The sequence below is a fragment of the Vibrio sp. FF145 genome, assembly GCF_041439075.1.
GTDB lineage: Bacteria > Pseudomonadota > Gammaproteobacteria > Enterobacterales > Vibrionaceae > Vibrio > Vibrio tasmaniensis_A.
This window is the reverse complement of the sequence record NZ_JBGONH010000031.1, coordinates 1-14,902: the sequence shown is the minus strand read 5'-3', so window position 1 is coordinate 14,902 and position 14,902 is coordinate 1. Positions and strand designations below refer to the sequence as shown.

General features: G+C 44.7%; 11 protein-coding genes. 1 reads left to right on the top strand and 10 read right to left on the bottom strand.

Features of this window, described 5'->3' with window-relative positions; genetic code table 11:
* Positions 1-72: 72 nt before the first annotated feature.
* From ACED42_RS12915 to aspA, 10 genes are all read right to left on the bottom strand, one after another.
* Positions 73-1,941 carry a protein-disulfide reductase DsbD gene (locus tag ACED42_RS12915; RefSeq protein ID WP_371702821.1) on the bottom strand — a complete coding sequence of 623 codons (1,869 nt, stop codon included), beginning with the start codon at positions 1,939-1,941 and terminating at the stop codon, positions 73-75.
* A gap of 175 nt (positions 1,942-2,116) precedes the next feature.
* Positions 2,117-2,605, bottom strand: coding sequence for an arginine repressor (locus ACED42_RS12910; RefSeq protein WP_009844705.1), 489 nt, complete (start codon positions 2,603-2,605; stop codon positions 2,117-2,119).
* Positions 2,606-2,932: 327 nt separating this feature from the next.
* Positions 2,933-3,397 (bottom strand): aspartate carbamoyltransferase regulatory subunit, encoded by a 465-nt coding sequence (gene pyrI / locus ACED42_RS12905; RefSeq protein ID WP_009844706.1) that lies wholly within the window; start codon positions 3,395-3,397, stop codon positions 2,933-2,935.
* Positions 3,398-3,412: 15 nt separating this feature from the next.
* Positions 3,413-4,342, bottom strand: a complete 930-nt coding sequence (gene pyrB / locus ACED42_RS12900) for an aspartate carbamoyltransferase (protein ID WP_371702819.1) — start codon at positions 4,340-4,342, stop codon at positions 3,413-3,415.
* Positions 4,343-4,841: 499 nt separating this feature from the next.
* Positions 4,842-5,852: an ornithine carbamoyltransferase gene (locus ACED42_RS12895; RefSeq protein WP_009844707.1), complete on the bottom strand. Its 1,011-nt coding sequence runs from the start codon at positions 5,850-5,852 to the stop codon at positions 4,842-4,844.
* A 178-nt stretch (positions 5,853-6,030) separates the two neighbouring features.
* Positions 6,031-6,942, bottom strand: coding sequence for a carbamate kinase (arcC, locus tag ACED42_RS12890; RefSeq protein WP_009844708.1), 912 nt, complete (start codon positions 6,940-6,942; stop codon positions 6,031-6,033).
* A 72-nt stretch (positions 6,943-7,014) separates the two neighbouring features.
* Positions 7,015-8,238, bottom strand: a complete 1,224-nt coding sequence (gene arcA / locus ACED42_RS12885; protein ID WP_009844709.1) for an arginine deiminase — start codon at positions 8,236-8,238, stop codon at positions 7,015-7,017.
* Positions 8,239-9,042: 804 nt separating this feature from the next.
* Positions 9,043-10,491 (bottom strand): YfcC family protein, encoded by a 1,449-nt coding sequence (locus ACED42_RS12880; RefSeq protein WP_012604975.1) that lies wholly within the window; start codon positions 10,489-10,491, stop codon positions 9,043-9,045.
* Positions 10,492-11,001: 510 nt separating this feature from the next.
* Complete coding sequence (locus ACED42_RS12875) at positions 11,002-12,309, bottom strand: anaerobic C4-dicarboxylate transporter (protein WP_009844713.1); 1,308 nt, start codon at positions 12,307-12,309, stop codon at positions 11,002-11,004.
* Positions 12,310-12,490: 181 nt separating this feature from the next.
* Positions 12,491-13,942, bottom strand: coding sequence for an aspartate ammonia-lyase (gene aspA, locus ACED42_RS12870; RefSeq protein WP_009844714.1), 1,452 nt, complete (start codon positions 13,940-13,942; stop codon positions 12,491-12,493).
* A 284-nt stretch (positions 13,943-14,226) separates the two neighbouring features.
* On the opposite strand from aspA, the gene ACED42_RS12865 reads away from it, so the two are divergent.
* Complete coding sequence (locus ACED42_RS12865; protein ID WP_012604974.1) at positions 14,227-14,751, top strand: FxsA family protein; 525 nt, start codon at positions 14,227-14,229, stop codon at positions 14,749-14,751.
* Positions 14,752-14,902 lie beyond the last annotated feature (151 nt).

Sequence of the window (14,902 nt, the reverse complement as noted above, 5' to 3'; positions counted from 1 at the left end):
GCCGCACTGCCATCTCGTTACGGAGGGGCGATGCGGCTTTCGTTTAGGCGGATATTCCGGTGAATATTGCCGTTATAGCTGGTGGTTTTGCATATGTTTCAAGAATACATCGGCAGGCATAAAGCCCGTCACACGAGCATTTGCAACATGGTTACCCTCGCCATCCCAGAACTCAATGGTTGGCAAACCGAGTACCTGTAATTGTTTAAGCAGTTCAATATCTTGAGGCATGTTTCTCGTTACGTCAGCCTGAAGCAGGACGAAATCAGAAAGCTTGTTCTCAACATCTGCTTGGTGGAAGGTGTACTTCTCAAACTCTTTACATGCCACACACCAATCGGCGTAGAAATCGAGCATCACTGGCTTGCCGAGTTTCTTGGCTTCGATGAGCTGAATTTCTAACTCTTCAACCGTGTTGACGCGCGCAAATTGGATATGCTGTTGCTCTACCGTTACGCTCTTCTCTGCAAACCAGTAATTTAAGGCAGGTTGCGCTGAAGCGAACAGGCCGAGCATCGCGATGATGCCCACTGCGCTCTGCTTCCAGCCGCCGAATGGCAGTGCATTCTTGCTGTGGTAAAGCCAACCAAAGGCGATGAAACCAAGCCCAGACCAAAGCACGGTTGCCCATAATTCAGGGATAATACGCTCTAGTAGGAAGATAGGGGCTGCCAGCAAGATAAAGCCAAATACGATCTTAACCTTGTCCATCCAGCTACCTGCTTTCGGCAGAAGCTTATTACCAAATACCGCAACCAAGATCAGCGGGATACCCATACCCATGGCTAAGGCATACAGAGCAATCGCACCCGTTAATAGGTCGCCACTTTGAGCCACATACAGCAGCGCACCTGACAATGGAGCTGTGGTACAAGGTGAACACACCAAGCCAGAGATAGCACCCATCGCGAACACGCCCAAGGTATTGCCGCCTTGCTGTTTGTTACTTTGATTGTTAAGCCAAGTTTGGATACTGCTTGGAAGTTGCAGGTTATAAACGCCAAACATCGACATGGCTAATGCCACGAATAGAACGCTCAACGCAATTAATACATAAGGGTGTTGCATCGCAGCTTGGAACTGCATGCCCGCAGAGGCAACCACTAAACCTAATAAGGTGTAGGTCAGCGCCATGCCTTGCACATAGATGAAGGACAGCATCAGCGCGCGACCTTGGCTGAGCTTGCCGCCGCCTAATACGATACCGGTTAGAATTGGGTACATAGGCAGAACACACGGCGTAAAGGCTAAGCCAACACCGAGAGCTAAGAATAATAGTGGCGTCCACCAACTGTCACCGAGCTTATCGGCTAAGCCAGCTTCTTTTGATACGGGAGCATTGGCTTGTTGAGTGGTATTGCTTGCTGCGTCAGTGGTAGGAGAAGAGGCTTGTACTGAATTGTCAGCTTCACCAGCTGCATCAGAAGAACCTTGTAAAGCACCACTGTTTTGCTCATCACTGCTTTTCATATCCCCAGAACTCGTCGCAGTAAACGGTTCAATGTCGATTACTCGGATCTCTGGTGGGTAACAGAAACCAGCATCTGCACAGCCTTGATACTTAACGATAAGCTGTGAGCCATCTTGGTAACTCTGTAGAGGAACTTGCACGAATAATGGCTGAGTATAGATGCTCACCTCACCGAAGAATTCATCTTGGTGTGGTTGGCCATTTTCCATTTCAACATTGCCGATAGTGAGATTTTGGCCAGTGAACGAGAGGCTATGTTGATAGAGGTAGTAGCCCTCTTTTACTTGCCAGTCGAGAAGGACCTTGCCGTCTTGCTGGTAGAAATTGAAAGGGAAAGCTTGGTCTACAGGGACAAAACCGTTGTTATTGCCTCCGAAGCTTGGCTCGGGGTTGTCGTTTCCAAAAAGCGCCCACGCAGGCTGGGTGAACAGGGAAACACAAACAAAAAGTAATGTGGCAAGTCGTCGCATACTATTTAGTCATCAAAATGGAGTTGAAGGTATCTTAACTCAATCAGACCGTAATAGTTTGTGATTAGTTTCATCGGTAGACAAATATCCCCTAAGGCGGGTGGGCTATTTTCTGGGGCAGTCGAGAGAGTGTCAGTCGCTCAACATGAGTTGTCAGCTTTTGCCAATAAGACATTTAAGCCACTCCTAAGCGTGCTCTTACTACTTGTTCGCAAGCATCTATATTCGTGGTGTCTTTCGGAATAATTAACACAGTGTCATTGCCGCCAACCGTACCGATAATCTCGGTATGTGGGTCGATATCAACCAATCTTGCGACCAACTGTGCGCAACCAGGGTTTGTTTTTACGATCACCATTGCTTGGTTGTGAGTAATTAATTCGATTTGTGATGAGATTGACGCATCGACACGTACCGGTGCGCTTTCTACGGTGATGCAGTAAACCTTTTTGCCACAGGCGTTCTGGATTTTGACAACACCGAGTTGTGACAAAATACGAGACACAGTCGACTGGCTAATGCCTGTATAACCAATGTCGACGAGTTTCTCTCGCAGCTGGTTTTGGGTCGAGAAGCTTTGCTGTTGTAGTAAGCGTTTGCACGCTGCGGTCAGTGTTTTATCTTCAGCTGAATACAAGCAACCGTGCTCAGTGATTTGGTTCATGAACAACTCCTTAAGGTCAACGTGTTGATATCGCTTGTCCATAGCGCAGAACGCACTCCCAAAGCCGTAGAGTACGATTGTTAATTAGGGCTTACCGATGAATCCCGAAATAAATAGGAAGGGTATGCGTGATGTATGATCTTCTATTCATCCAGTCTACCACTAAAGAATAGTTATCTTTTTGAAGGTGATCACCAAACAAAATTCTGGTTATTTGCTTTTTTTGTGGAGTTTTATTCTTTAGGTAAGTGGATATTTATTCCGGGTTAGGAATAAATATCCATGTAGTTTGAGCGGTTTCTTTTACGAAGGTAAGAGCGCTAAGGGCTAGCGGATTTCACTCATGATCTCGCGGGAGAATACTTTTTCACAATAGTGACATTTTAGTTGGACGTTTTCGTGTTTTAGCTGCACTTTAAAGCTACTTTCAACGGGTTCACCGTGCGAAATACAGTTGCTATTCGGGCAAGAGTACACACTGTTGATTTGGTCTGGCAGTACTAATGTTAGCTTATTAACCACCTTGTACTCTTCAATCTGATTTACCGTCGCTTGCGGCGCATACAGAGCCAATTGGTTGGCTTGTTCCTTGGTCAGAAAGATGTTCTCAATCTTGATCAGATCTTTATGACCAAGCGCAGATGATGGCAGATTCAATCCCATGGTGATGCGTTGTTCTGTTTTGTGTAGCTTAAACAGTTTAAGGATTTTGATACCAAGATGAGCAGGGATGTGGTCAATCACGCTGCCGTTACGGATCGCTTCTACTTGTAGCTGAGTTTGTTTAACCATGACTGTTTCTCCTGCTTATAAAGTGTCGTTAAGAACTAGGGCCAATAGGGCTTCGCGAGCGTATACACCGTTTTCAGCTTGTTCAAAGTAATAAGCGTGTGGCGTTTTATCTACGTCGGTTGTGATTTCATCGACGCGTGGTAATGGGTGAAGCACCTTCATGTTCTGGCGTGCATCTTTCAAGGTATCGGCCGTTAGAATGTAAGCCGACTTCATGTGCGCGTATTCTGACGCATCAAAGCGCTCTTTCTGTACGCGAGTCATGTACAGGACGTCCAATTCAGGCACCACTTCTTCAATGCTGCTGTGGGTGCTGTATTGGATGCCCATCTCTTCCAATTCTTCACAGATGTAATCAGGCATCGCTAACACTTCTGGCGCGATAAAGAAGAAACGCACGTTATTGAATTTTGATAGTGCTTGCGTCAAAGAGTGTACGGTACGGCCATATTTTAGGTCGCCGACGAAAGCCACATTGAGGTTATCGATCGTGCCTTGCGTTTCGTAAATCGAGAACAGATCCAATAAGGTTTGCGTTGGGTGTTGGTTTGCACCGTCGCCACCATTCACAATTGGCACACCGTTAGAAAATTCAGAGGCCAAACGTGCTGCGCCTTCTTGTGGGTGACGCATCACAAAGGCATCCACGTAAGATGAAATAACTTGAACGGAATCGGCAAGTGTTTCGCCTTTTTTCGCCAGCGATGTGTTGCCGCCATTATCAAAGCCGATGACTGTGCCGCCAAGGCGTTGAACTGCGGTTTCAAATGAGAGGCGAGTTCGAGTTGAAGGCTCAAAGAAGCAGCTCGCAACGACTTTATTTTTCAGCAGCTCAGGGTTTGGTTCTGCTTTGAGTCTTGCTGCAGTATCGACGATAAGCTCCAGTTCATCACGAGATAGCTCTGGAATGGAGATGATGTGCTTGTTAAATAACGAATGCGCCATAACGGGTCTTCCTTTTTCTATGCATACAGTCAAATTGCGGACAAAAAAAAGCCCCCTAAAAATAGGAGGCTTCGAAATGATCAATAGAGCAAAATAAAAATGACACCAACGCCGTTCTAAGGCGTATTGGCTGACAATCATGTGCGAAAAAATTGCGGTTCATTTTTTGCTCTCTTAAGACAAATTGCGGAGGATTATACTCAGATAAAAAGGCCATGCAATACTTTCTGTAAAGTATTCATTTAATGGATTTTTATGCGAGATTACGTCCATTTTTAACTCCCATTTAAGTCTTTGTTGGGGCTGAGACTTACAGGGTTTTCCAGGAAATTACCTCTTCAACCGCATGAAAAAAAATGCGAGTTTTATTCAAGGTCAAAATCCCAAGAACGCCACCCGCATTTCCCTGTCATTGCACTTAACTTATCAACGTATTTCGAACAAGTGAGTGCCTAGCTTCTTAATTTTTAACGTCTTAACTGTTTCGTTTCTTAGGTAATTAGCTGCCTAATGTCGCAACCATTACTGCTTTGATGGTGTGCATGCGGTTTTCTGCTTCATCGAACACGATAGAGTATTCAGACTCAACCACTTCATCCGTCACTTCTACGCCATCTTTAAGCTGCGGATATTCAGCAGCAAGCTGTTTACCGACAGTTGTATCTTCGCCGTGGAAAGCAGGTAGGCAGTGCATGAATTTCACATGTGGGTTGCCTGTTGCTTTGATCATGTCCATGTTGACTTGGTAAGGCATCATTAGGTTGATACGCTCAGCCCATGCTTCTTTCGCTTCGCCCATTGATACCCAAACGTCGGTGTATAGGAAGTCACAACCTTGCACGCCTTCTTGAACATCTTCTGTCAGCGTGATTTTGCCGCCAGTGTGTTCTGCGATTTCACGACATTGAGCTAATAGCTCTTCTTCTGGCCAGAATTGCTTTGGAGCAACAAGGCGAATGTCCATGCCCATTTTCGCAGCGCCAACCATTAGAGAGTTACCCATGTTATTGCGAGCATCACCTAGGTAAGCAAACTTGATTTCATGCAGTTGCTTGCCACGGCCGTATTCCGTCATAGTTAGGAAGTCAGCTAGGATTTGTGTTGGGTGGAATTCGTCAGTCAGGCCATTCCATACAGGAACGCCAGCGTAAGCGCCTAGCTCTTCAACGATTTCTTGACCAAAGCCGCGGTATTCGATGCCATCGTACATACGGCCTAGAACGCGAGCGGTGTCTTTCATTGATTCTTTGTGGCCAATTTGAGAGCCAGATGGGCCTAAGTAAGAAACTCGAGCACCTTGGTCGAATGCTGCTACTTCGAATGCACAGCGAGTACGAGTTGAGGTTTTTTCAAAGATAAGCGCAATGTTTTTGCCAGTCAGTGTTGGCTGTTCGTAACCGTTGTACTTCGCTTTTTTTAGCTCCATAGAAAGATCTAACAAGTGTTGAATTTCGCGTGGAGTGAAATCTAGTAGTTTTAGGAAGTTACGATTGCGTAGGTTAAAAGCCATGATGTATTCCTTCTTAGATTTAGGCGCTTCCTTGTTACAGGGAAATAAAATTCAAGAAAGCGCGATTCAATTTTTAGTTAAAGTTGTTCGGTTTTGTTTGTTTCGTTTAATCTGTTTTCGCAAGCTTTAAAAGCTCTCAAGGTTTAAGGCTCTCAAAATGATAAAGCTCGCTAGTGCGTTAACCTTTGGTGATATTGGTGCCCGCTTGGCCTTGCAGGATTTGCAAACCATCTTCGAGTGCGCCGATACCCACTACTTTGCCGCCTTGCTGAATGAACTCGCATGATGCTTCGATTTTTGGCCCCATTGAGCCTGCATCAAATGTAAACTTCGCCAATTCACTTGGTGTAGTACTGCGCAGTGCGTGTTGAGTCGGTTTGCCCCAATCAAGATAAACAGCGTCAGCATCGGTCAGAATAAGTAGTGCATCCGCATCCAATTGTTTCGCCAAGAATGCCGCTGACATGTCTTTGTCGATAACCGCTTCAACGCCGACTAATTTGCCATTTTCTTTTTTCACTGGGATGCCACCACCGCCAGTACAAATTACGAGGTGACCTGCATCGATAAGTTGAGTGATCGCTTCGTGCTCAACAATGCCAGTAGGGCGTGGGCTTGGCACTACTCGACGGAAATGTTGGCCGTCTGGTTTTACGATCCAGTGGAATTTCTCCGCTAACTCACGCGCTTCTGCTTCTTCGTAGATCGGGCCAATTGGCTTGGTTGGATCTGCGAATGCAGGATCGTTTGGATCAACGGTCATTTGCGTCAACATGCATGAGATGTTGCGGTCAGGCAGGTAGTTTTTGAACTCTTGCATCAGCATGTAGCCGATCATGCCTTGAGTCTCACTGCCCAATACATCCAATGGATACGGGTTTACTTTTTTGTACTCCAAACCTTGCAGAGCAAGTAAGCCAACTTGTGGACCATTACCGTGCACTAGAACTACGTTGTACACTTTCGCGATTTCAGAGATGGTTTTAACAGCCGTTTCAATATTACGGCGTTGAACATCGGCTTCTAACGGCTCACCGCGACGAAGTAGGGCATTACCGCCGAGTGCAACAACAACAGTTTGCTTAGTCATAATTGTGTTCTCTCATTTTGGCCAAGTTGAGATTATTTAAGGTCGTTCAACTTGGCCGTTTCGTCTTAGTGATTAGATACCATCACGCTCAATTGGGCAGCTCATGCAGCGTGCACCACCGCGACCGCGACCAAGTTCGTCTCCTGGAATCGGAAGAACCGTGATGCCTGCTTTGTCGTATTTTTCGTTGGTGTATGTGTTGCCTTCGTAGCCAATAACAACGCCAGGTTTAACCGTTAGAACGTTGTTTGCATCGTTCCACTGCTCACGTTCTGCATGGAAGTTGTCGCCACCCGTTGTGATTAGGTTTAGCTTGTCTACGCCAAGTGCTTTCTCGATAGCTGTTACGAAGTAGCCTTCTTCTTTCACTTTCACTGCGCCTGACTCATCGCCAGTTAGGTTCCAGCACTGCACGTCTTTACTTACCACTTCAGGGTAAACAGAGAACGTATCTTCGTTCATGTGAGTCATCACGGTGTCTAAGTGCATGCAAGAACGGTGTTTTGGTAGCTGCATTGCGATAACTTGTGTCGCTTGACCGTGTTTGAATAGGCTAGACGCTAAGTGTTCAACACCTTGTGCTGTTGTACGCTCAGACATACCGATAAGAACCGCGCCACGGCCGAGAACAAGAACGTCACCACCTTCGATTGTTGAGTTGTCGTAGTTGATGTTTTCTTCATCACCGAAGTATTTAATGAAGTCTTCGCCTGCGAATGTTGGGTGCCAGCGGTAAATAGCGCGAACGTGGTTTGTTTCACGTTGACGAGCAGGTTTCGCCATCGGGTTGATAGATACGCCACCGTATACCCAGCAAGATGTGTCACGAGTAAATAGGTGGTTTGGTAGAGGTTCGATAATGAAGTCAGTTGGTGCGTGCATGCCTTGCATCATTGAAGATGATTTCATTGGCATTTCAGCGTAAGACAGACCGCCCGTTAGGATTTTTGCTAGCTCTAAGTTTGGTAAGTCGCCCAAGTAGCAGCGCACATCATTAGCGAATGTTTTACCCAAACGGTAATCAGATACCTGGCAGCTTAGTAGCCAGTCTTTCGCTTCTGGCACTGCTAGTGTGTCTGCTAGTAGGTCAGTAAGAAGAAGAACTTCAACACCCTGATCACGTAGCGTTTTAGTAAATGCGTCATGCTCTTTACCTGCGCGCTCAACAGCCAGTACGTCATCAAATAGTAAATCGTGACAGTTAGAGGGTGTTAGGTGAGTCAGTGCGCGTCTTGGGCGGTGAACTAGAACGCGGCGCAATTGACCTATTTCAGAACCTACATAGAACTTACTCATGATCGTCTCTCTCTTATATATTTGAATTACTTTTATCGCTAAGAGTAATTATTTATTTTCAGTGGAGAATAATGAATTGTTTTATTCATATCTCTTGTCTGGAATTAATATTACGCCTGCTAGTCAGGTATTCTTAGAGATCTATCACAAATCGTTTTTTATCCTGCAGCCCTTTAAAACTAAGGGTTTTAACAAACTTTATGCACTTTTAGTCATGACGATTACATTCTAAATAGTTAGCTGTTAGGGAACTTTATGCACGCTTTTTTGATGAACCTGCCTAGAATTAAAATTGTTAGGGATTATATGCATAATAGTTTTATTGATAAGAATGTACTTAGCTTGGAAGTATGCAATGTTTCTATTTAGATATTTAATTTTGGATGTGAAATTAATTATTTATTAACAAAATAAATGCGAATAAAGCTGTTGTGGTCACACTTTATAATTGGTTTTTTTAAGCCAGTTTTCTATAAAAATAGCTTTTATTTCCCCTTTGGTTATTACAAGGTTAATAACTTTAAATATAATTAACGTTAATAAGTGACTAAATATTTTTATAAACATAATGGAGAGGAATGGATTGTTTTTTATTAGCCTTAACATCAATATTAAAACGTTGATTTACGCTTTGTCGAAGGTGTCCTTGGATTGTTTAAGGTTGGCTGATGAGGTTGGCTATAGAGAGGCTTTAAATAGAGTGTGTGCAGCTCGTGAGGTTGTTTTGGGGACTGGCTCTGAGGGCGATAGCAATAAAAAAGCCGCTAAGAAAGCGGCTTTGAACGAGAAGGTGGTGTGTAGGTTTTAGATAAGCGCACCAATACTTAGTACAACGATGCAGAACACCATCAAGATTCCGATTAATGGCATCACCCATTTAACCCAGCGCACGTAAGGGACACGAGCAATCGCCAAGCCGCCCATTACCACTGCAGAGGTTGGAGTGATTAAGTTGACCAAGCCAGATGCAGATTGGTAAGCGGTGATAACAAGGTCACGACCTACGCCAGCAAAGTCGGCTAATGGCGCCATGATTGGCATAGTCAGCACTGCTAGACCAGAGGTTGAAGGTACTAAGAATGACAGTAGAATTTCTAAGAAGAACATCACGTTAATGAAGACAACTGAAGAAAGGCCAGTCACCATTTGTTCTGCTGAGAAAAGAATAGTGTCGGTGATCATACCGCGGTCCATTACGACTACGATACCACGTGCGATACCTATGATAAGCGCAACGCCCAGTAGGTCTCGAGCACCGTCAATGAAGCTAGTTGTGAACTCTTCCTCACTCATGCGAGACACAATACCGACAATAATAGTCGCAGCTAAGAACATCGCGGAGATCTCTGCCATCCACCATCCAGCAACGGATACACCGTAAATCATGACAGCGAAAGAGCCACCAAAAATGGCCAGGATCAGTTTGCGAGTCGCGGTGAACTCCAGTTTTTCACCACTTGCGTTGCCAAGGAAGTGCGCTTTGTTCTCTTCGTATTTGTCGTAAACAATCGATGTTGTTGGATCGGCTTGTACCATTCTTGCGTAGCGCATGACGTAGGCGACACAGATACCCCAACCAATAATCAGCATTCCAATACGCAGCGCGATACCGTCGGTAAATGGAATACCAGAGGCGTTGGCAGCAATAACGGTCGCGAATGGGTTAATGGTAGAGCCTAGCACCCCAATGCCCGCGCCAAGCAATACCGTCGCAGCCGCAACTAGAGGGTCAAAGCGAGCTGCCATCATTACTGGTACTAGTAATGTATAGAATGGCAGTGATTCTTCCGCCATGCCGTAGACGGTACCACCTGCGGCAAACAGTGCCATCAGTATTGGTATCATCAACTCTTCTCGCCCTTCTAAGCGGGCGGTAACGCGCTCGATGCCAGCATCAATGGCACCTGTTTTGGTTACTAGTCCTAAGAAGCCACCAATGATTAAGATGAACAGCGAAACGTCGATAGCCGCTGCTTCATAGCTATTGTGGTCGTAGAAGCCATCAATAGGCGCTAGCAGTACATCAATCACGCCTTGAGGGTTACCTTCTACCGCTTGATAGGTTCCGGTTACGGGGACTTCTCGGCCTAGCTCTTCATTCATTGCACGGTCGTATTGGCCTGCTGGAACAATCCAGGTAAGCAGCGCGACGAACGCAATCAGAATAAATAGAATGGTGTAGGCAGAAGGAAATTTAAAGTTGGCAAAGAAGCCGCCCTTTTTTTTCTCGCTTGGTATCGTTTGAGTTGTCATGGCTATCTCCTTACATCATCTTAAATAGAAGTGATGTGAATTAGCGACTAATGATTTATAGATTGTAAATACACGGACACTTATAAAGCACTCAACGATATAAAGTTGCTGACTTTAAATTAAGGTTGTTTTTATATTTACCAATCCAAATGAAGTTAGATTTAATTTAGCTGCGGTTATTTTATTCTTTACGTCAGTATTTAAGTTTGGTGCTGTTCACAAAAATAATGGCTAATGAAAGGGCTGAAAAATGGCAGAAAATTGGCAAGGTTTTTTGGTTAGTTAGCTTGGATTAATATTCGATGGGGATGACGGTAAATCAAAGGGTGATTGACTGGGTAGGCATTCCTAATTAATGGTTTGAATAATCCTGGAATTTTATTCAAACTTTATTTTTAGTTGGTTTTTGAATTTTATAACGGTTATTTGACGTGTATCAAATAACACATTGAGCAGAAAACAAAAAAGGAAGCCGAAGCTTCCTTTTTTAGTTTAGAACATTAGTGATTACTAGATGAATAGGCCGCCAAATGCGAAGCCGAGTGCAACCGCTGTACTGATTGTTACCACACCAGGAATGAAGAATGGGTGATTAAATACGTACTTACCAATACGCGTTGAGCCTGTGTCATCCATCTCAACCGCTGCCAGTAGCGTAGGGTAAGTTGGAAGTACGAACAGTGCACTTACTGCAGCAAAAGAAGCCACGGCTGTTAGTGGTGCTACGCCAATCGCTAGAGCTGCTGGCATTAGTGCAACTGTTGTTGCGCCTTGAGAGTAAAGCAGCATAGAAGCGAAGAACAAAACAAGAGCCAGCATCCATGGGTAGTCAGCCAGCAGAGCACCTGCTACGTCTTTGATCTCAGCAACGTGTGCGTTTACAAACGTTGAACCTAACCAAGCTACACCAAGTACACAAACACACGCTGTCATACCAGAGCGGAATGTTGGCGCTGAAGAAATCTTCGCAGCATCAATCTTAGTGAACATCACGATAGCCGCTGCTGCTGCTAGCATCACAGACATGATCGCTTCGTTACGACCAAGCGCTGGGTTTTCAATTAGGCCAACAGAGCTAGAGATAGCCGCTGCGTAGCAAACCACGAAACCAATCGCTGCTAGGAAGATGTACGTTGCTCTCTTCGCTGTTGGTAGAATTTCACGTTTCTCTTCTGTCGCCAGTTTGATTAGACCTTTCTCTAGACGTTCTTGGTAAACAGGATCGTCTTTCAGTTCGCTACCCATGTAGTTAGCAACAACCGCACCAACCATACAAGCGATGAAGGTTGTTGGGATACAAACCATCAATAGCGTTAGGTAATCAACACCAAAGGGTGCCAGCATTGCTGCGAAAGCGACAACGGCAGCCGAGATTGGCGAAGCTGTGATAGCAATTTGAGAGGCGACAACTGCGATAGACAGTGGACGAGAAGGACGAACACCTTGGCCTTTCGCTACTTCTGCGATTACAGGAAGCGTAGAGAATGCTGTGTGACCAGTACCGGCCATTAGTGTCATTACAAAGGTCACAATCGGCGCGTAAAAGGTGATGCGTTCAGGGTGTTTACGCAAAAAGTTTTCTGCAATTTGTACCAACCAGTCCATACCGCCAGCAACCTGCATAGCAGCAATTGCGGTGATAACCGACATGATGATCAAGATTACGTCGATCGGGATGAAAGACTGGCTTGTTGGAACGCCAAGAATCAGTGAAAGGGCAATAACACCAGCACCACCGGCAAAACCAATACCGATACCGCCAATTCTGGCCCCCAAAAAGATAAAGAGCAGGACGACAAATAGTTCTACTGCAATCATAAGTAACACCTCATTTTAGATTTTATTATGTGAACATTCGCCGCTGGAATGTTCACATAATAGTTCTATGGTTTAGATTCTATTTCGCAAAAGTGCAACCAATAGAAATCCACAAAATTAACATGGTTAACCGTATTGGAGCCTAAAAAAGGGCTCCGTTTGGAGCCCTTTTTCGCTAACGTTATTCGTAGCGTTTTGCTTTATACTGAGGATGCATCAAATTTTCAACAGAGAAAATGTCATCAAGTTCTTCTTCGGTTAATAACCCGCGCTCTAGAACTACATCACGAACGCTTTTACCTGTTTCAGCACAGATCTTACCAACAACATCACCCTCGTGGTGGCCAATGTATGGGTTTAGGTAAGTGACGATACCGATAGAGTTAAATACGTGAGATTCACACACTTCTTTGTTCACAGTAATGCCGTCTACACACTTGTCGCGTAGGTTCACACATGCGTTTGTTAGAATGTCTAGAGACTCAAACATGCTTTGTGCGATAACAGGTTCCATTACGTTCAGTTGAAGCTGACCGCCTTCTGCTGCGAAAGAAACCGTGTTGTCGTTACCTAGAACTTTAAAGCAAACTTGGTTTACTACTTCAGGCACAACTGGGTTTACTTTAGCTGGCATGATTGAAGAGCCAGCTTGCAGTTCAGGTAGGTTTAGTTCGTTAAAGCCAGTGCGTGGGCCTGAAGAAAGAAGACGTAAGTCGTTACAAATCTTAGACAGTTTAACCGCTAGGCGCTTAAGTGCACCGTGCGTCATTACGTATGCGCCACAGTCAGATGTTGCTTCGATAAGATCTTCAGCCGCTACACACTCTAAGCCCGTTACTTCTGCTAGGTGTTTCACTGCTAGGCCTTGGTAACCCGGTGCTGCGTTCAGACCAGTACCGATAGCCGTTGCGCCTAGGTTAACTTCAAGCAATAGCTTTGAAGTGTATTCTAGGTTTTTGATTTCTTCGTTGATGGTTACAGCCCAAGCGTGGAACTCTTGGCCAACCGTCATAGGTACTGCATCTTGAAGTTGAGTACGACCCATCTTCAGGATTGTGTTGAATTCTTGGCTCTTAAGCTCGAATGCACCTTTTAGGTATTCGATAGCGTCAATCAGTTTACGAACGCTGTTGTACACAGAGATACGGAAACCAGTTGGGTAAGCACAGTTTGTTGATTGGCTGCGGTTTACATGGTCATTCGGGTTGATGAACTCATATTGGCCTTTTTCTTTGCCCATAAGTTCAAGTGCCACGTTTGCCACAACTTCGTTAGCATTCATGTTTACAGAAGTACCAGCACCACCTTGGAATACATCCGATGGGAACTGATCCATGCACTTACCAGTGTCTAGAATGAGGTCACAAGCTTCGATGATGTATTTAGCTACTTCGCTTGGGATTACACCTAACTCTTTGTTTGCTAAAGCCGCTGCTTTCTTTGTCATCACCATACCGCGAACGAATTCAGGTACATCTGAGATCGTTACATTTGAGATGTTGAAGTTTTCAACTGCGCGTAGAGTGTGGATGCCGTAGTAAGCATCAGCCGGAACATGACGTTGACCTAGTAGATCTTCTTCGAGACGAGTAGCTTGAGGAGCTTCAACTTGAGCTTCTGATAGATTAGCCATAACAGGATCCTTAGAGAATTATTCTGATTATATAGTTAGTTATTAGCCTATTCTGTGTGCAAATACTCCGTTCGCTAGAATATTGGGCTGATAAATCCGTCCTGACTTATGTGGCACATGATACTGTACTTAGCGCATAAAAATATTAAGTTGATCACCTTTTTCGGTTTTGTTTCGTCAATATTTTGCAAAGTTATTCTCGGTCAATAAACACGCTTATTTACAGGATAAATTTGAGATTGATAGGGCTTTCAGCGTAAACTGGATGTAACAAAGGAGGGCGTGTGTTTCCTATCTTATTATTACTATTTATCTTCGTACCCATCATTGAGATTGGGCTATTTATTCAAGTTGGTGGCTTCTTAGGATTGTGGCCAACTATTGCGTTGGTTTTGATTACTGCATTTGTTGGAGCATCGCTTGTTCGTAGCCAAGGCATTCAAACACTTATGTCTGTGCAAGGTCGATTACAACAAGGCGAAATGCCAGCACAACAGATTCTTGAAGGCGTGATGCTTGCGGTTGCTGGTGTATTGCTGCTGACTCCTGGCTTTATGACGGACGCACTCGGTATGTTGGTATTGCTACCAGCACCAAGAGCGATGATTGCTAAGAAAATGATGGAAAAAATGGTGGTGACCAATATGTCTGGCGGTTTCCATGCGGGTGGACAGGCTGGTTTTGGTCAGAGCCCATTTGGACAAGACCCATTCAATCGCGACCCATCAGATCAATCAAAAGACGGCAACACCTTTGAGGGTGAATTTGAGAAGAAAGACGATGACAACGATCGTAACCGCTTAAACTAATCCGTTTTTTCTCTCTTCTTTATATAGAGGGAAAAACAGAAAAGGCTCTTACCTTTATCCTTCGCAAGAAAGTGATAATGGTAAGAGCCTTTTTTATGGTTCATCGCGGATTAGCGGGAACTTAAAACAAAAACGGTAGTAAGTGATATGG